At 70.6% G+C, this 17,773-nt stretch carries 16 protein-coding genes; 6 read left to right on the top strand and 10 right to left on the bottom strand.

The window, feature by feature from the left end; all coding sequences use genetic code 11:
- Positions 1-61 precede the first annotated feature (61 nt).
- From AC3A46_RS00745 to AC3A46_RS00735, 3 genes are all read left to right on the top strand, one after another.
- Positions 62-1,594: a CitMHS family transporter gene (locus AC3A46_RS00745; RefSeq protein WP_487663342.1), complete on the top strand. Its 1,533-nt coding sequence runs from the start codon at positions 62-64 to the stop codon at positions 1,592-1,594.
- Between the two features lie 142 nt (positions 1,595-1,736).
- Complete coding sequence (locus AC3A46_RS00740) at positions 1,737-2,357, top strand: alpha/beta fold hydrolase (protein ID WP_487663341.1); 621 nt, start codon at positions 1,737-1,739, stop codon at positions 2,355-2,357.
- On the top strand, positions 2,354-3,058 hold the full coding sequence (locus AC3A46_RS00735; protein ID WP_487663340.1) for an NAD-dependent deacylase: 705 nt from the start codon (positions 2,354-2,356) through the stop codon (positions 3,056-3,058). The genes AC3A46_RS00740 and AC3A46_RS00735 overlap by 4 nt, the downstream gene beginning before the upstream one ends.
- A 58-nt stretch (positions 3,059-3,116) precedes the next feature.
- Here the strand turns inward: AC3A46_RS00735 and AC3A46_RS00730 are convergent, their stop codons facing one another.
- The 7 genes from AC3A46_RS00730 to AC3A46_RS00700 form a co-directional block, all read right to left on the bottom strand.
- Positions 3,117-4,385, bottom strand: a complete 1,269-nt coding sequence (locus tag AC3A46_RS00730) for a sugar ABC transporter permease (protein ID WP_487663339.1) — start codon at positions 4,383-4,385, stop codon at positions 3,117-3,119.
- The gene (locus tag AC3A46_RS00725; protein WP_487663338.1) at positions 4,382-5,209 is read right to left on the bottom strand and encodes an ATP-binding cassette domain-containing protein; all 828 of its coding nucleotides are present in this window, start codon (positions 5,207-5,209) and stop codon (positions 4,382-4,384) included. The genes AC3A46_RS00730 and AC3A46_RS00725 overlap by 4 nt, the downstream gene beginning before the upstream one ends.
- Before the next feature lie 92 nt (positions 5,210-5,301).
- A complete protein-coding gene (locus AC3A46_RS00720) occupies positions 5,302-6,381 on the bottom strand; it encodes a sugar ABC transporter substrate-binding protein (RefSeq protein ID WP_487663337.1) in 1,080 nt (359 codons plus the stop codon).
- A 299-nt stretch (positions 6,382-6,680) separates the two neighbouring features.
- On the bottom strand, positions 6,681-7,928 hold the full coding sequence (locus AC3A46_RS00715) for a sugar ABC transporter permease (RefSeq protein ID WP_487663336.1): 1,248 nt from the start codon (positions 7,926-7,928) through the stop codon (positions 6,681-6,683).
- Positions 7,925-8,857, bottom strand: a complete 933-nt coding sequence (locus AC3A46_RS00710; RefSeq protein ID WP_487663335.1) for an ATP-binding cassette domain-containing protein — start codon at positions 8,855-8,857, stop codon at positions 7,925-7,927. The genes AC3A46_RS00715 and AC3A46_RS00710 overlap by 4 nt, the downstream gene beginning before the upstream one ends.
- A 51-nt stretch (positions 8,858-8,908) precedes the next feature.
- A complete protein-coding gene (locus tag AC3A46_RS00705; protein WP_487663334.1) occupies positions 8,909-10,006 on the bottom strand; it encodes a sugar ABC transporter substrate-binding protein in 1,098 nt (365 codons plus the stop codon).
- A 9-nt stretch (positions 10,007-10,015) separates the two neighbouring features.
- Entirely contained in the window at positions 10,016-11,218 is a 1,203-nt protein-coding gene (locus tag AC3A46_RS00700; RefSeq protein ID WP_310245876.1) for an ROK family transcriptional regulator, read from the bottom strand.
- Between the two features lie 99 nt (positions 11,219-11,317).
- Here AC3A46_RS00700 and AC3A46_RS00695 point away from each other — a divergent pair, with 99 nt between their 5' ends.
- Together AC3A46_RS00695 and AC3A46_RS00690 are read left to right on the top strand one after the other, a co-directional pair.
- Positions 11,318-12,703, top strand: coding sequence for an FAD-binding oxidoreductase (locus AC3A46_RS00695; RefSeq protein ID WP_487663333.1), 1,386 nt, complete (start codon positions 11,318-11,320; stop codon positions 12,701-12,703).
- 1 nt (position 12,704) lies between these two features.
- Positions 12,705-13,517: an alpha/beta fold hydrolase gene (locus tag AC3A46_RS00690; protein ID WP_487663332.1), complete on the top strand. Its 813-nt coding sequence runs from the start codon at positions 12,705-12,707 to the stop codon at positions 13,515-13,517.
- 1 nt (position 13,518) lies between these two features.
- Here AC3A46_RS00690 and AC3A46_RS00685 read toward each other — a convergent pair whose 3' ends face one another.
- The 3 genes from AC3A46_RS00685 to AC3A46_RS00675 are packed head-to-tail and all read right to left on the bottom strand — an operon-like array spanning position 13,519 to position 16,800.
- Entirely contained in the window at positions 13,519-14,394 is an 876-nt protein-coding gene (locus AC3A46_RS00685) for an NYN domain-containing protein (RefSeq protein WP_487663331.1), read from the bottom strand.
- 1 nt (position 14,395) lies between these two features.
- Positions 14,396-15,388, bottom strand: coding sequence for a Gfo/Idh/MocA family protein (locus tag AC3A46_RS00680; RefSeq protein WP_487663330.1), 993 nt, complete (start codon positions 15,386-15,388; stop codon positions 14,396-14,398).
- Positions 15,389-15,429: 41 nt separating this feature from the next.
- Complete coding sequence (locus tag AC3A46_RS00675; protein WP_487663329.1) at positions 15,430-16,800, bottom strand: O-acetylhomoserine aminocarboxypropyltransferase/cysteine synthase family protein; 1,371 nt, start codon at positions 16,798-16,800, stop codon at positions 15,430-15,432.
- A 115-nt stretch (positions 16,801-16,915) separates the two neighbouring features.
- Between AC3A46_RS00675 and AC3A46_RS00670 the strand changes: the two genes are divergently transcribed.
- On the top strand, positions 16,916-17,767 hold the full coding sequence (locus tag AC3A46_RS00670) for a sulfurtransferase (protein ID WP_487663328.1): 852 nt from the start codon (positions 16,916-16,918) through the stop codon (positions 17,765-17,767).
- Positions 17,768-17,773: the final 6 nt, after the last annotated feature.

Here is a 17,773-nt window from a genome sequence, read left to right as displayed (position 1 = left end):
TGTCAGACGCACCGCGAAACGGTGCGCGAAACCTGACGCACCCCACGACGAAGGAGTCGACATGAACGCGGCAGCACCGTTCCTCCTCCAGGCCGCCGAGGCCGACGAAGGCTACGCGACGGCCTTCGTTCCGCCCGAATGGGTGCTGGTCGCCCTCGGGTTCACGATGGTGCTCGTCTTCATGGCGCTCATCATGACGCGGCGGCTCACGCCGATGGTCGCGCTCATCCTCGTGCCCACGGTGTTCGGCCTGTTCGCCGGCGCGGGGCTCGGGCTCGGCGACATGATCATCGACGCCATCAGCAGCATGGCCCCTACCGCCGCTCTGCTCATGTTCGCGATCATGTACTTCGGCATCATGATCGACGTCGGGCTGTTCGACCCGCTCATCCGCGCGATCACGAGGCTGCTGGGCGACGACCCGGCGAAGGTCGTGCTGGGCACGGCGCTCCTCGCGGGAGCGGTGTCGCTCGACGGCGACGGGTCCACGACATTCATCATCACGACCTCCGCGATGCTGCCGATCTACCTGCGTCTGGGCATGAGCCCGGTCGTGCTCACCTGCGTGGCGGGCCTGATGAACGGCACGCTCAACATCGTGCCGTGGGGTGGTCCGACCGTGCGCGCCGCGACCGCGCTGGGCCTGCAGCCGACCGACATCTTCGTGCCGATGCTGCCGTCCCTGGCCGCCGGCCTGGTCATCGCGCTGACGTTCTCGTGGTTCCTCGGCCTCTCGGAGCGCAAGCGCATCGGCAGCATCGACGCCTCGCGCCTCGGCGACGGCGGCGCGCTCGCCGGCCCGAGGATCTTCCGCGGCGCCGACACGAAGCCGGGCGCCCGTGCGACGCTGCGCACCGGCAACATCGTCACCCTCGCCGGCGGTCACGGTGGCGTGCCCGCGGCGACCGCGGTGGTCGATCGTGAAGACACCGCAATGGCGGACACGATGCTGGACCCGAACCGCGCGACGCTGCGGCCGAAGCTGATCTGGTTCAACCTGGCGCTCACGCTCGTGGTGATGGTGCTGCTGGTGCTCGACATCTTCCCTCTCGCATACGTCTTCATGGTCGGCGCCGCGATCGCGCTGGTGGTCAACTTCCGAAAGCTCAAGAGCCAGGCCGACGAGATCGTCGCGCATGCTCCGAGCATCGTCGGCGTGGTGTCGATGGTGCTGGCGGCGGGCGTGCTGGTCGGCGTGCTGAACGGCACGGGCATGGTCGACGCCATGGCCACCTGGATCACGACTGTGATCCCCGCCTCGCTCGGCCCGTTCCTCGCCGTGATCACCGGCATCCTGTCGATCCCGTTCACGTTCTTCATGTCGAACGACGCGTTCTACTACGGCATCCTGCCGGTGCTCGCGCAGAGCGCGGAGCACTTCGGGATCGCCCCGGTCGAGATGGCGCGGGCATCGATCACCGGCCAGCCGGTGCACCTGCAGAGCCCGCTGGTGCCGGCGATCCTCCTGCTGGTGTCGCTCGCGAGCGTCAACCTCGGCGACCACCACAAGAAGGTGCTGTGGCGCGCCACGATCGTCTCGCTCGCCATGCTCGCGGTCGGCGTGCTGGTCGGCGCCATTCCGCTCATGGCCTGACGACGCGCTCCTTCGCGTGCGACCACAGCCGGCCGCCGAGACCGCGGGTTCTGCCCGCCGTCTCGGCGGCCGGCTGTCGTTTCACGGTCGTGGAGGCGACCGGTGCCCCCAACTCGTATCGGAGGGCTCGTAGGATTTCGGCATGACCAAGGGAGCCGGGCCCGACGCCTCGTACGAGTACCGCAGCTTCGGGGCACCGGGGGCGCAGCGCACCGTCGCGCTGCTCCGTTCGGGGGTCTCGACCCTGTCGGATCCGCGCCCGGACGTCACCGCGCGGCGCGACGTGAGGATCGTCGCGGTGGGCCTCACGGTCGACGACATCGACGACCCCGTCGCCTACCGCGGCGCGACCCCCGCAGAAGCGACCGCGAGCGTCGTCGCGCGGTTCATCGCGGAGGAAGCACACGGGCGCCCGGTCGGTCTGGTGGGAGTCGGCGAAGCCGGCGAGCTCGCGATCCTGGTCGCGGCCCATCTCGGCGAGGGCGTCGACAGGCTGGCACTCGTCGCCGTTCCTCGACCCGAGTCCGAGCTCGGCGCGAGCGAGGTCGCCGAGATCCTCGACCGCATCGCCGCGAAAACGCTCCTCATGAACGGCCAGGCGGATCCGACCGCCGCCTCGGGGGCGGCGCAGTGGTTCAAGAACCACCTGTCGTCGGCGCGGGTCGAGATGGTGCCGAGGACGGACGACATCGAGGCTCGGCTCATCCTCGCGGACGTCTGGGAGCGCGTGCTGTCGCACGTCGCGCCCGGCACCCTGCGATGAACCGCATCGTCGTGCTGACCGGCGCCGGCATCTCGGCCGAGAGCGGTGTGCCCACGTTCCGCGGGGCCGACGGTCTCTGGGAAGGGTACGACATCGAGGACGTCGCGACGCCGGAGGGGTTCGAACGCGACCCCGACCTCGTTCAGGCGTTCTACGACGCCCGACGACGGGTGGCCGCATCGGTCGTCCCGAATGCCGCGCACCGCGCGCTCGCCCGCCTCGAGGGTGCCATCGGCGACGACCTCCTCGTGGTGACGCAGAACGTCGACGACCTGCACGAGCGCGCCGGCACCCGCAACCTCGTGCACATGCACGGCGAGCTGCGCCGGGCTCTCTGCCTGGCCTGCGGATCCCGCCCCGAGTGGGACGGCGACCTCATCGACCGCCCCGCCTGCCCGGAGTGCGGAGAACGGATGCTGCGCCCCGACGTGGTCTGGTTCGGCGAGATGCCGTACGAGCTCGATCGCATCGAGCAGGCGGTCGTCGCGTGCGACGTGTTCGTCTCGATCGGCACGTCGGGGGAGGTGTATCCGGCCGCGGGATACGTCGCGCTCGCCGCCGCCTTCGGGGCACGCACGGTGGAGCTGAACCTCGAGCCCAGCGACCCGGCCGTGCCGTTCGACGAGGCACGGGCGGGCCCGGCGAGCGAGCTCGTGCCGGTGTGGGTCGACGAGGTGATCGCGGCGCGGAGCGCCGGATAGGCGAAGAGAGCGCCGGGTGGATGAGTCCACCCGGCGCTCTTCGCGTGCTGTCGCGACGCTAGCGCGCGCCGCCCGACCGCACCCTCGAGAGGGCGTCGACGGTCGCGGCGAGGATCAGCACGCCGCCCGTGACCAGCAGGTTGATGCCGGCGGGGAGGTTGAGCAGACCGAGGCCGTTCGTGATCGTCGCGATGACGAGGGCGCCGATCGCGGCGTGCATCAACCGGCCTTTACCGCCGAAGAGGCTGACGCCGCCGACGACCGCCGCGGCGACGCCCGACAGCACGATGTCACGGCCGACGGTCGCGTCGACCGAGCCCACGCGTGCGACGCTCAGCAGCGCCGAGAAGACGGCGAGGCTGGAGCAGATCACGAACGCCCACCACTTGATCCAGCGCACCTTGACGCCCGAGCGGCGCGCGGCCTCGGCGTTGCCGCCGATCGCGTAGATATACCGGCCGAACTTGGTGCGGTCGAGCAGGAAGGTGCCGATCCACAGGATCACGAGCACGACGGGCACGACGATCGGCACGCCCGCAACCTCGACCACGGACTGCCCGCGGTTCTGGTTGAGCACGAAGACGACGACGCCGCCGATGACCGCGATGGCCGCGAGCTTGATCCACACCATGGACAACGCACGGTTGGGCACGCCGGCACGGGTACGGCGGGCGCGGTCCCAGAACGAGGTGCCCGCCGAGATCGCGAGCATGATCACGAGCATCACCCAGCCGCCCCACACCGGCAGGTTGCCGTTCTGCAGTGCGATGAGCTCGGGCACCTCGAGACGGAACAGGCCGCCCGGGCCGATGATCACCAGCGCGAGGCCCTGGAAGCCCAGGAACAAGCCCAATGTCACGACGAACGACGGGATGCCGACTCTCGCCACGAAGAAGCCGATCAAGGCGCCGGTGAGGAATCCGAACCCGAATCCGATCAGCAGCGCGAGCGGCCACGGGATGCCGAACTGGGCGTTCAGCACGACGAACAGCGCCATGCCGACGCCGCCGGTCACGCCGGCCGACAGGTCGATCTCGCCGAGGAGCAGCACGAACACCAGCGCCATGCCCAGCACGACGAGTGTCGCCGCCTGGTTCAGAAGGTTCGCGAAGTTGCGCTCGGTGAGGAAGAACGGGCTCAGGATCGAGAACAGCGCCCCGAGCACGACGAGGCCGCCGATCGCGGGGAGGGCGCCCATGTCGCCGCCGCGCACGCGCTGCCACCAAGCCTGGATCTGGTCGCCGAGGCCGCCTTCGACGCCGCTGCCGATGAGGTCGCTGGCGATCGGGTCGGGCGCGGCCTCGGTTCGGGTGGCGTTGCTGCTCATTCCGCGCCTCCTTCGGTGCGAACGGTCGACGTGTCGAGGATCGAGACGCCGGCGGGTGTCTTGGTGCCGGTGATGTAGCCGACCACGTCGTCCCGGGTGGTCGAGGACGTCGGGATCTGCGCGACCATCTGGCCGAGGTACAGCACGGCGATGTCGTCGGCGACCTCGAAGACGTCGGCCAGGTTGTGGCTGATGAGGATCACCGCGACGCCCTGCTCTGACAGGCGCTTGACGAGGTTCAGCACCTGCTCGGTCTGCGCGACGCCGAGCGCCGCGGTCGGCTCGTCGAGGATGACCACGCGCGCCTTCTTGAGCACGGCGCGGGCGATCGCCACGGTCTGGCGCTGGCCGCCGGAGAGGCTCGACACCTTCTGGCGCACCGACTTCACGGTGCGCACCGAGAGCGAGCGGAGCGTGTCGGAGGCCTCCTTCTCCATGCGGCCCTCGTCGAAGGTGCCGAAAGAGAGCTCCTCGCGACCGAGGAACATGTTCTGCACGATGTCGAGGTTGTCGCACAGTGCCAGGTCCTGGTAGACCACCTCGATGCCGAGGCCCGAGGCGTCGCGGGGAGCGTGCAGATCGCGGTGCTGACCGTCGATGAGGACTTCGCCCTCGTCGTAGGGCTGCACGCCCGCGAGGCCCTTGATGAGTGTGGACTTGCCGGCGCCGTTGTCGCCCACGAGTGCGGTGACCTTGCCGGGGTGGACTTTGAGGTCGACGCCCTTGAGGACGCTGACCGGACCGAAGGACTTCTTGACTCCGACCAGCTGGATGATCGGCTCGGCGCCGACGGTGGCGGGAGTGGTGGTGGTTGTGTCTGACATGCTCGCTTCCTTGGAGTGCCGTGGTGCGGCGCGAAGGGGCGTCACGCCGAGCGGCGCGACGCCCCCTTGCGGTTGAGCCGCAAGCCGATCCGTTACTGCGCGGTGACTCCGTACTGCTCGCAGGCAGCCATCACGTCGGCCGTGCAGACGTCGTCGTAGGCGGCGTCGCCGGCGGCGATGACCTCCTTGACCTCGTTGGGTCCGACGAGCTGCGGCGTGACCTGGACGTAGGGCGTGCCGTCGTCGAGCTCGGCCTGCGCCTTGACCTCCTCGCCCTTCAGCAGCGCGACGGCGGTCGCGACGGCGGCCGTGGCCTCGTCCTTGACCGGCTTGTAGACCGTGGCGGTCTGCCAGCCGAGCAGGATGTTCTGCAGGCCCGCGACATTCGCGTCCTGGCCCGACACGGCCACGCCGGTCAGGTTGTTGTCCTGCAGGACCTTGATGACGCCCGCCGCGTTGGTGTCGTTCGCGACCCACACGCCGTCGACCTTGCCGCCGAGCGAGGTCAGAGCCTGCTCGAAGTTGGTCTGCGACTTGGCCTGGTCCCACACCCCGGGAGGCTCGGCTGCCGCCGTGATGCCGGCGGCCTCCATCACCTCGACGGCGCCGTCGTGGAACATCTTCGCGTTGCCGTCGGTCGGGTCGCCGCCCATATAGACGACGACAGCCGTGGCCGGGTCCTTGCCCGCGGCCTCGAGGCCGTCGAGCACCGTCTGGCCCTCGAGGCGCCCGACCTCGGTGTTGTCGAACGACACGTAGTAGTCGGCGCCGGTGAACGGACGGTCGTAGGCGATGACCGGGATGCCCTCGGCCTTGGCCTTCGTCGCGACGGCCTCGGCCGCACCCTGGTAGTCCACGAGGAGCATGACGCCGCAGCCCTGGGTGAGCTGCTGGTCGGCGATCGTCGAGTACTTGTTGACGTCGCCCTGCGCGTTCTGGATGTCGACGTCGAATCCGGCCGCCTCCAGGCCCTCCTGGAGGTACTTGCGGTCGAAGTTCTCCCAGCGCGGCGACGAGGCCGCGTCCGGCAGGATCACGCATGCGCGGCTGGCGGCATCGCCGCCACCCTCGGTGGACCCACCGTCGCCGTTGCCGCTGCTGGAACAGCCGGCCAGCATCACCGCGGCGGCGCCCGTGAGGGCGGCCACGGCGAGGATCGAAGACTTCTTCATCTCTTGCCTTTCGTCATTGAAGCGGGCGAGTCCCCAGGATCGTCCCTGGCGTTCATCGCGCTGATGCGATCATCGACGACATGGATTCTTATCGTCAAGTCTTGAACATAACGCTTTGGCAACGCCCCGAATCGCACCCGGCGCGGACTCGCGTTCGCCCTCGCGAGAGAGCGTTTACCGTGCAGAATGCGCCCGAAGCGGGTGAAAACTCCGGTTTTCGCGTAGTCGGAGCCACATCAGAACCTGTACTCCCGCTGGGAGCGTTCGTCAAGTGAAGACAGCGAGGGGTGATGAAGCGCTCACGCTCGACCTGTCGCGGCACGGGTGCGGCGCGACAGCGAGTCGACGATCACGGCGAGCACGAGCACGACGCCGGTGACCATGAACTGCACCGACGAGTCGAGGTTGAGCAGGGTCAGGCCCGATGAGATCGACTGGATCACCACGATGCCGATCAGGGCCGAGAAGGCCGAACCGCGCCCGCCGAACAGGCTCGTCCCGCCGATGACGGCCGCGGCGATCGCGTTGAGGTTCACGTCTCCGGTCCCCGAGCTCTGGTTCGCGGAAGCCAGCCGTGCGGCCGCGAGGATGCCGCCCACCGCGGCGAGCGTGGAGCACATCGCGAAGACGGAGAGGTAGATGCGATCCACCCGGATGCCGGCGCGCCGTGCCGCCTCGACGGACCCGCCGACCGCGTAGACCGCGCGCCCCCAGCGGGTGCGCGTCAGGGCGAAGTTCATCGCCACCACCAGCCCCAGGAAGAACAGGAACATCACGCCGATGCCGCGGTAGAGGTTCAGATACCACGTGGCCGCCAGCAGGAACGCGAGCAGCACGCCGCTGCGCACGGCGATCTCGCCGTAGCTCTGACTCACGAGGTTGGCGGCCGCGCGCCGTCGCGATCGCCGGATGAGCGACCAGGCGAAGGCGGCCACGGAGAGCACCGCCACGACGTAGGAGGCCCACGCGGGAAGGAACATCTGCTGCGCGAACTGCACGAGCCAGGAGTCGAACGGGATCGCGATCGACCCGGTCTCGCCGAGCACCCACAGCTGCAGCCCGAGGAAGCCGAGCAGACCGGCGAGCGTGATGACGAAGCTCGGCAGCCCGAACCTGGTGTACAGGAACCCATAGAGCAGCCCGACGAGGCAGCCGATCGCGATGGCCGCGATCAGTGAGAGCACGACGTTCCACTGCAGCTGCACGAAGGTCACCGCCAGCACGGCGGCGGCGAGGCCCGACACCGAGCCCACGGAGAGGTCGATCTCGCCCACGAGGAGCACCAGCACCACGCCGAGCGCGATGGTGCCGATGGCCGCGCACTGCATCGTGAGGTTGACGAGGTTCTCGCTCGAGAGGAACACGGGATTGAGGAGCTGGAACACGGTCCAGATCACCGCGATCCCGAGAACGACGGGCAGCGCCCCCAGGTCGCCGCCGCGGACGCGGGACACGAAGGCCTCGAGTGCGTGACGGATGCTGCTGCCGCTGAGGAGGCGCTCCTCCGCGATCGGCTCGGCGAGGCGCTCGTCGCCCTGGAGACTCATCGGGACCCGTCCCCGCGCGGACGGGGCGTGCGGGAGCCGGCGCGGGGCATGCGGATCACGGTGCCGCCGGCAGTGTGCTCGTCCAGCGGCGGTTCGTCGAGCGGCGGACCGGCGGGCGCGGGCGGGGGCGCAGCATCCGCCCGTTCCGGTGCGCGTCGGGCGGCCGAGTGATCGACGGCACCCGTGATGGCCGCGATGAGCGTCTCGCTCGTGACGTCGGCGACGTTGTAGACGCCGTTGTTGCGGCCCAGGCGCAGCACGACCACGCGGTCGGCGACCGCCATGACGTCGGCCATGTTATGGCTGATGAGGATCACGCCGTGCCCGCGCTCGCGCAGCCGCTCGATGAGGTTCAGCACCTCGGCGGTCTGCGCGACGCCGAGCGCCGCGGTCGGCTCGTCGAGGATCACGACGCGGGGCTCGCCGATGAGAGAGCGCGCGATCGCGACGGTCTGGCGCTGCCCGCCCGAGAGCGAGGCGACGGGCACCCGCACCGACGGGATCTTCGCCGACAGCTCGCGCAGCAGCGTCCAGGTGCGCTGCTCCATGTCGACCTCGTCGAGCGTCGCACCGTCGCGCAGTTCCCTGCCCAGCCACAGATTGGCGACCACGTCGAGGTTGTCGCACAGGGCGAGGTCCTGGAAGATCGTCTCGATGCCGAGCTCCTGGGCGTCGGCCGGGGTGTCGATGCCCACCGGCTCGCCGTCGAACTCGATCGACCCGCTGTCGGGCGGGTGCACACCGGCGAGCACCTTCACGAGCGTCGACTTGCCGGCTCCGTTGTCGCCGACGAGGGCGACGACCTCACCCTCGTTGACCCAGAAGTCGACGTCGGTGAGCGCCTTGACCGCGCCGAAGCGCTTGCCAATGCCGCGCATCGTCAGCACGCGTTCGCGCGGGCGTCCCGCCCGCGGGTGCGTCATCGACATCATCGCCTCGTCCTCATCGATCCCCAGCCGACCCCTGTCAGAGTCAGGACCCTACCCGATGCCCGCCGCTTCGCACGCATCCGCGTACGCCGGAGTGCAGATGTCTTCGACGCTCCAGAACCCGTCGGCGACGACGGTGTCCATGATGTCGTCGATCGTCACGGCCACCGGGTCGAGCAGCGTGGCCGGCGTGCCCTGGATCTCGAGCGGGGCGGTGACCTCCTCGCCGTGCAGCAGCTTGACCGCGACCTCGGCGGCGAGCTCTGCCTGCGGCTCGATCGCCTTGTAGACGGTCATGTACTGATCGCCGGTGAGGATGCGCTGGATCGCCGAGAGCTCCGCATCCTGGCCGGTCACGATGGGGAGGGGGTCGACGTTCGCGACCCGCAGCGCCGCGATGGCGCCGCCCGCCGTCGCGTCGTTCGCCGCGTACACGCCGGCGATGGCGCCGCCGTGCTGGGCGATCTGGCCCGACACCCACTCCTGCGCCTCCTCGGGGCTCCAGCCGGGGGTGTCGTACTCGGCGAGCACGCGCAGACCGCTGCCGTCGATGATGCTGTGGGCGCCCTGCTTGAACAGCGCCGCGTTGCTGTCGGTGGGGGAGCCGTTGACCATCAGGATGCCGCTGCCCTCGTCTCCCGCCTGCACGCCCTCTACGAATGCGGTGGCCTGCAGCACCCCGACCTTCTCGTTGTCGAACGAGATGTAGTACGCCAGGTCGCCGCCCGCGATGAGCCGGTCGTACGAGATGACGGGCACGCCCTTGGCGTTCGCCGAGCTCACGATGCTGACGGCGGCGTTCGCGTCGACCGGGTCGAGCACGAGCACCCCGGCGCCGGCGGTGAGCGCCGACTCCGCCTGCTGCTGCTGCTTCGCGGCGTCCTGGTCGGCGTTGGCGTAGAGCACCTCGTAGTCGCCGAGCTCGGCGACGCGGGCCTCGAACATCGGCCGGTCGAACGTCTCGTACCGTGCGGTCTTCGCGTCGGGCAGCAGCAGCGCGATCGTGTCGTCCGACGGGGTGCCGCCCGGGCTGGGCGCGCCGGAGCACGCCGACAGCATCGTTGCGGCGAGGAGGAGCCCGGATGCCGCCGCCACCGCGCGACGCCCGCTCGGGCGCCGTCGCGGCCGATCCAGGCGCGTACGGGGCATCGGACGAGCCTATGCGGTGATGGGCAGCGACGGTGCAGTCGGGAGCTGGGCGTCGACCGTGACGTGGTCGAGGGCGATCGCGATGGCGCCACGCGTCTCGGCCCACTCCCCGAACGAGGCGCCCACGATCTCGGGGAGGCCGTCGGCCGACGGGAGCGCGGTGCGCTCGAGCGAGTGACGCATCGGGGCCATGAGGATCTCGCCGGCCTGGCCGAGCTCGCCGCCGACGACGATGATCTCGGGGTCGAAGAGGTTGCACAGGCTCGCGGCGGCGATGCCGATGTGGCGGCCGGCGTCGGCGATCACGCGGCGTGCGGCGCCGTCACCGAGTTCGGCTGCGTGCAGCAGGTCGCCGAGGCGGTGCATGCCTTCGCTCGGCGGGAAGAGCGAGAGCAGTGCCGGGCCGCCGGCATAGGTCTCGAGGCATCCGCGATTGCTGCAGCGGCAGATGGGGCCGTTCTCGTCGAGCGTCACGTGGCCGATCTGGCCCGCCTTGCCGTTGACGCCGCGGAAGAGGTCGCCGTTCACGACGAGGCCGGCGCTGATCGTGTGGCCGACGCGGATGAACACCGACGATGCCGCAGCCCGCCCGTTGCCCTCGCGGGCCTCGGCGAGTCCGCCGAGGTTCGCCTCGCTGTCGACGTGCACCGGGCGTCCGATGCGGATCGCCAGGCTCTCGGCGACGTCGACGTTCTCCCAGCCGCGCAGCAGGCCCGGCGTCGACACCATCCCCGTGCGGGGATCGATGGGCGCCGGGAGGGCCAGGCCGACGCCGAGGAGGTCGGTGATGGACCCGCCGAGGGACTCCATCATGTCGCCGAGCAGCAGTGCGAGGCGGTCGAGTTCGGAGTCGTGGCGGTGGTCGAGGGGGAGCGGCAGAGACGACTGCGTCACGATGGTGCGCGCGGTGTCGGCGATCGCGATGTGGAGGTGGCGGGAGCTGTAGTGGACGCCGGCGACGAGGCCGAGGCGGCGTGCGAGCGACACGAGAGTTGCGCGGCGTCCGCTGCTCGTGGTGAAAGACGTGTGCAGGAGGCCCGACGCGGTCAGCTCTTTGACGATGTTCGAGACGGTGGCGGGAGACAGGCCCGTGCTGCCGGCGAGCTCGATCTGGGTGAGACGGCCGTGTCGCTTCAGGGACTCGATGACGCGCGCGCGATTGGCCTCGCGGAGCGAGGTCTGCGAGCCCGGTGGGGCTTGACGGCGTGCCACAGGTCACACTGTATCCCACGGCCGATTTCCCAGGTCGGCTGTGGGATCACACGGCGTCGCGGACCAGTGGCGCGCGGCACGCACTAGCATCGGTACGCCATGCACACCCTCGTCGAAGCGCTCCGCGCCGCACTGCCCCCGCACACCGTCGTCACGGACGACGAGACGCGCGAGCGTCTGAGCCACGACGACGCCGAGTGGGCCGACTACGCGCTGCCCGCCGCCGTGGTCTTCGCGTCGTCCGTCGACGACGTCGTCGCGGCGGTCCGCGTCGCCGCCGCACTCGGCGTGCCGATCGTGCCTCGCGGTGCCGGCACCGGTTTGTCGGGAGGTGCGAATGCGACGGACGGATGCCTCGTCCTCTCGCTCGAACGCATGACCAGGATCACCGAGGTGAACGTCGCCGAGCGGTATGCGGTGGTCGAGGCGGGCGTGCTCAACGACGACCTGCGACGGCACGTCGCAGGATCAGGGCTCTGGTATCCGCCGGACCCCGCGAGCCAGGCGATCTCGACGATCGGCGGAAACGTCGCGACGAACGCCGGCGGCATCTGCTGCGTCAAGTATGGAGTGACGCGCGACTATGTGCTCGGCATGACCGTCGTGCTCGCCGATGGGAGCGTGGCGAAGCTCGGACGCACCACGGCGAAGGGGGTCACCGGCTACGACCTCGCCGGCCTCTTCGTCGGGTCGGAGGGCACGCTCGGGATCATCGTCGACGTCACGCTCAAGCTCCGCCCACTCGGCGGTCGCGAGGAGCGTGCGGTGGTGGGCTACTTCCACTCCTTGACCGACGCGGGCGCTGCCGTCGCCGCCGTCACCGAGGCGGGCATCGTGCCCTCCGCCCTCGAGCTCATCGATCGCACGTGCCTGCACGCCGTCGCGGAGTGGCAGGGATGGGACCTGCCCGAGGAGGCGTCGGCGCTCCTGCTGGCCAAGGTCGACGAAGCCGGCGCCCGCGGCGAGGAGCTCGCCGCCGCCGTCGAAGAGCTGTTCCGCACGGCGGGCGGCAGCCGTGTCGAGCGCGCCGCCGACCCGGACGAGGTCGACCGGCTGTTCACCGCCCGTCGGCTTGCCTACCCCGCGCTCGAGCGGCTCGGTCCGGTGCTGACCGAGGACATCTGCGTACCGCGTGGTGCCGTCCCCGAGATGCTGGCGCGCATCGAAGCCGCCGCTTCGGACGCCGGCGTCGTGATCGCGAACATCGCCCACGCGGGCGACGGCAACCTGCATCCGCTGATCATCGCGCCGGAGGGCGACGACGACGCGAAAGCACGGGCCAAGGCGGCGTTCGATCGCATCGTCGACGACTGCCGCGCCCTCGGCGGCACGGTGACCGGCGAGCACGGCGTCGGGCTGCTGAAGCTGCCGGGTGCGGCGGCGGAGCTGAGCCCCGCGGTGCTGCGCCTGCACCGCGCGATCAAGGACGCGCTCGACCCCACGGCGATCCTCAACCCCGGCAAGGCCTTCCCGAACGGAGAATGACATGCGCTCGTTCCGCGCCGACGACGGCGTCCGGCTGGAGTACGAAGAGTCCGGCGATCCGGCGGGCCGCCCCGTGGTGCTTCTCGCCGGCTTCAAAGCCGCCGCATCGAGCTGGACGTACCAGCTGCCGGAACTCCGACGTGCCGGGTACCGCGTGCTCGCCGTCGACCTCCGCGGGCACGGCGCCGCCGAACGCCCGTCGTCAGGAGTCGACATGGACCGCAGAGGGCGGGACGTGCGCGACGTCCTCGAGGGGCTGGAGCTCCGCGGCGCGGTGCTCGTCGGCGGGTCGATGGGTGCCAGCACGATCTGGTCGTATCTCGGGCAGGAAGGCGCCCAGCGGGTCGCCGCGGTGGTGAGCGTGGATCAGACGCCGAAGATGCTCAACAGCCCGGACTGGCCGCACGGGTTCTACGGGTACACCGAGGGCAACGTCGACACCTACTTCGCCGAAGGCATCCCTGACACGGGGCACGGCACGCCCATGCTGCGGCGGGGCAGGCGGCTCGTGCGACTGCTGCGCGCCATGAAGGGCGCCGAACGGGAGTTCACCCACGGCGAGCTCGCGCTCCTGAACGACCACGCCAAGGCGGACTGGCGGAGCGTCATCGCCGCGACCGACGTGCCGGTGCTGTTCGTCGCCGGCGCCGAGAGCGAGTTCTGGCCGAGCTCCCACGCCGCAGCCTCGGCGGCGCTCGCCTCGCGAGGCGAGTCGGCCGTGATCGCCCAGGACGGACACGCCGCCAACATCGAGCAGCCGAAGGCCTTCAACGCGGGGATGCTCGAGTTCCTCGCTCGGGTCGCCCCCGCCTGACTCAGCGCCGGTCGGCGGCGAGGCGGATCAGGACGATGTTTCCCGATTCGTCGACCTCGGCGACGCCGGAGTGGGCCTTCACGAACTCCGAGAAGCTCTTGTGCCCCAGGGCCTTCTCACTGAACGACGGGTCGAGCCGCTTGATGAGGCTCTTCACCGCCGAGGCGTGCTGCCACTCCACGCCCTCCTTGTCGCTTTCGAGGCGCAGCGCGCGTTCGAGCAGCGACTCGGTCGGGTCGACGGCGGCCTTCCTCGAGCGCCGGCTGCCGGACGCGCGCTGCGGCGCGGCATCCTTCTTCCCCGTCGGCGGAGCCGCCACACCCGGGAGCGCGTCGTACGAGTCGAACTGGTCGCACGCCGCCGCGAGGGACTTGGCGGTCGATCCCGCGACACCCACCCCCACGACGAAGCGGCCGAGGCGGCGGCAGCGCTGGGCGAGCGGCACGTAGTCGGAGTCGCCGGCGACGATCACCACGTGCGTGAGGTCGGGGAGGCGGAACATGTCCTCGACGGTGTCCACGGCGAGGCGGATGTCGGCGCCGTTCTTCGCGTACGCGGCCGCCGGAAAGAGCTGCACCAGGTCGACGGCGCGCGCGACGAGCTGCGAGCGGTACTCCGCGTTGACGGGCGCCGACCAGTCCGCGTACGCCCGGGTGAGCACCAGGGTGCCGAACGACGTCGCGTAGTCGATGATGGCGCCGACGTCGATCGTCGCGGCGGCGAGGCGCTCGGCGATCTCGGGGTCCGAGGCATCCGTCGCGATCTTCTGACGGTCGCGCGAGTAGGAGTTCTTGCCGTGCACGCGGTCGTACCACGACATCACGATGTTGTCGAAGTCCAGGTACACCGCCACGCGGGGGCTCAGCAGGTCGGGCATGTCATTCCTCACCGGGATAGTGGACGCCGACGAGGTCGCGGATCTCGTCGAGCGTGGCCATGATGGCGACGGTCTCGTCGATCGGCAGCACGTCGGAGTCGGTGCGGCCCTCGGCGAGGTACCGCGCTGCCGCGAGCGCCTGGTACTGCATGCCGCGGCCGTCGATGTCGGAGCGGAACTCCTCGATCACCGTCCCGTCGGGGCCGACGAGGCGGAACGAGGTGGCCGAGTACCAGACACTGTCGATGTCGATGCGGGCCTCGGTGCCGATGATGGCCGCGGTGTTGGGGCCGGCGCCGCGGGATGCGGAGATCGAGGTCGACAGGGCGCCCGATGCGTGCGTCATGATGGTCGCGACCTCGGTGTCGGAACCGGCATCGCCGATGCGTGCGGCGGCCGCGATCGACAGCGGCTCGCCGAGGATGTCCCACGCGAACGAGATCGGGTAGATCCCGAGGTCGAGAAGGGCACCGCCGCCGAGTTCCAGCGCGTTGATGCGGTGCGCCGGGTCGGCGGGAAGCAGCTGAGTGTGGTCGGCGGTGACGGCGCGGATCTCTCCCAGGGCGCCCGAGTCCACGAGTTCGCGGATGCGGACCATGTGCGGCAGGTACCGCGTCCACATGGCCTCCATCGCGAGAAGACCGCGTTGCGCGGCCGCGTCGCGCACCGCCGCGGCCTCCGCCGCGTTGAGAGTGAACGGCTTCTCCACCAGCACGTGCTTGCCCGCCTCGAGGGCGAGGAGGGCGTTCGCCGCGTGCATCGGATGCGGCGTCGCGATGTACACGATGTCGACATCGGGGTCGGCGACGAGCTCCTCGTACGAGCCGTGGGCGTGCGGGATGCCGAAGTCGGCGGCGAACGCCTCGGCGGTCTCGCGTCGCCGCGAGCCGACCGCGGCGACGTCGAGCCCGGCGGTGCGCAGGTCGCTGGTGAACGCACGGGCGATGCCGCCCGGTCCGAGGATCCCCCAGCGGGGGGAAGAGGGCGAAGTCATGGAACGAGGCTAGCGGCGCGATGCCCCCGGTGCCCGGATGACTAGCGGGCGACGCTCTCCGCGAACTCGACGCGGCTCGCGGCCACCGGGATCTGGTCGAGCGCGCGGGCGAGGTCGTCGACGATGTCGCGGGCGTCCTCGAGACCGATCGACAGGCGCACCGTGGTCGGGCCGATGTGCGCCTCGGCGAGCTGCGTCGGCGACATGTGGCTGTGCGTCATCGACGAAGGGTGCGCGACCAGGCTGCGCGCGTCGCCGATGTTCGCCACGAGACGGATCACCTGCAGGCGCGAGATGAACCCCTCGACGAGCCGGAAGTCCGCCTCGGCGTCGCCCGTGGCGGGCAGGTCGAACGCGAACACCGAGCTCACGCCGTCGGGGAGGTACGCCGCGGCCTGCGCGTGCCACGGGCTCGACTCCAGCCCGGGGTGGTGCACACGCGACACGGCGGGGTGGGTCTCGAGGAAGCGGGCGACCGTGAGGGCGCTCGCGGTGTGGCGCTGCATGCGCAGGTCGAGGGTCTCGAGGCCCTGGAGCAGCTGGAAGGCGTTGAAGGCCGAGAGGGACGGACCCAGGTCGTGCACGTACTTGGTCTTGACCAGCGCGATGTACGCAGACCCGGTCTCGCCGAAGCGCTCGATGAGGCTGCCGTCCGGCACGCGCGGGTAGGTCTGGGTCAGCTGCGGCCAGCGCGCGGGCTCCGCCGTGAAGTCGAAGGTGCCGAGGTCGACGACGACGCCGCCGAGAGAGGTGCCGTGGCCACCGAGGAACTTCGTGGCGGAGTGCACCACGATGTCGGCGCCGAAGTCCTTCGCGCGCTGCAGGTACGGCGTCGCGACGGTGTTGTCGATCACCAGGGGCACGCCGGCCTCCTTGGCGACGGCGGCGACCGCGGCGAGGTCGAGCACCTGGGCGATGGGGTTCGAGATCGACTCGGCGAACAGCGCGCGGGTGGTCGGCCGGACGGCGGCGCGCCACGCGTCGAGGTCGTCCTGATCGACGAAGCTCACCTCGATGCCCCAGTCGGCGAAGGTGTCCTGGAGCAGGTCGATGGTGCCGCCGTAGAGCTGACGGGCGGCGACGATGTGCTCGCCCTGCTTGGCGAGCGCCAGGAGTGCCACGGCGACGGCGGCCTGCCCCGATGCGACACCGGCCGCGGCGATGCCGCCTTCGAGCTCGGCGACGCGACGCTCGAACACGAGCACGGTCGGGTTCGCCGCACGGCTGTAGATGTTGCCGTCCTTGCGCAGCGCGAAGAGGTCGCGTGCCTCGGCGAGCGAGCGGAACTCGAAGCCGTTGGACTGGTGGATCGAGGGGACGGCGGTGTTCTCCGCGATGCCGGAGTCGAACCCGGCCTGCACCTGCGCCGTCGCGAACGAGCGAAGGGCGGCAGGACGAGTCTGTTCAGGCATGCAGACCATTGTCGAGCCGCGGTGCCCAGGGCGGTGTTTCGTGTGTCGAACTGTTGCGCGCCCGGCCCGGCCCCGCTCGAGGAGCGGTAGCGCGCGGGCACGCGAGAATGGTCGGGTGGCGCAGCTGATCACCCCCGTAGAACTCGACGATCTCCTCCGGTCCTCCGCCGTGCGCGTGCTCGACGTGCGCTACCGGCTCGACCGCCCCGACGGCAGTGCCGAGCACCTCGAAGCTCACGTGCCGGGCGCCGTGTACGTCGACATGGAGACGGAGCTCTCGCAGCACGGCCGTCCCGACGAGGGGAGGCATCCGCTTCCTCCCCGCGAAGCGCTGCAGGCGGCCGCGCGCCGCTGGGGCATCGACGACGGCGACACGGTGGTGGTCTACGACGACGATCGCGCGCTGGGCGCATCGCGCGCATGGTGGCTGCTGACGCGCTCCGGCATCGCGGACGTCCGCCTCCTCGACGGCGGCCTCGGCGCCTGGACCGCGGCCGGCCTGCCGCTGGAGTCCGGGCCCGTCACGCCCGAGCCGGGCGCGGTCTCGCTCGCGCCGATCGCCGAGCCGGTGCTGTCGATCGACGAGGCCGCCGCGCTCGCCGCGTCGGGCGTCCTCATCGACGTGCGCGCCGCCGAGCGCTATCGCGGCGAGGTCGAGCCGATCGACCCGATCGCGGGCCACATCCCCGGCGCCGTGAACCTCCCGACCGGCGCCTACATGGACGGTGAGCGATTCCGGGATGCGGCGACCCTGCGTGCACTCTTCGCCACGGTCGGCGCACGCGAGGGCGTGACCGCGGCGGCGTACTGCGGGTCGGGCGTCACCGCCGCGCAGGCGGTGTTCGCCGCCGACCTCGCCGGGCTGGAGCTGGGGATCTACCCGGGCTCGTGGAGCCAGTGGTCGAACACTCCGGGACGCCCGGTCGCGACCGGCCCGGCGCCCGCGGAGGTCACCGGCATCGTGTGACCGGCC

The organism is Microbacterium sp. Soil_C_42 (assembly GCF_057656735.1).
The sequence above is the reverse complement of the archived record's forward strand: the minus strand, read 5'-3'. Positions and strand labels throughout refer to the sequence as shown.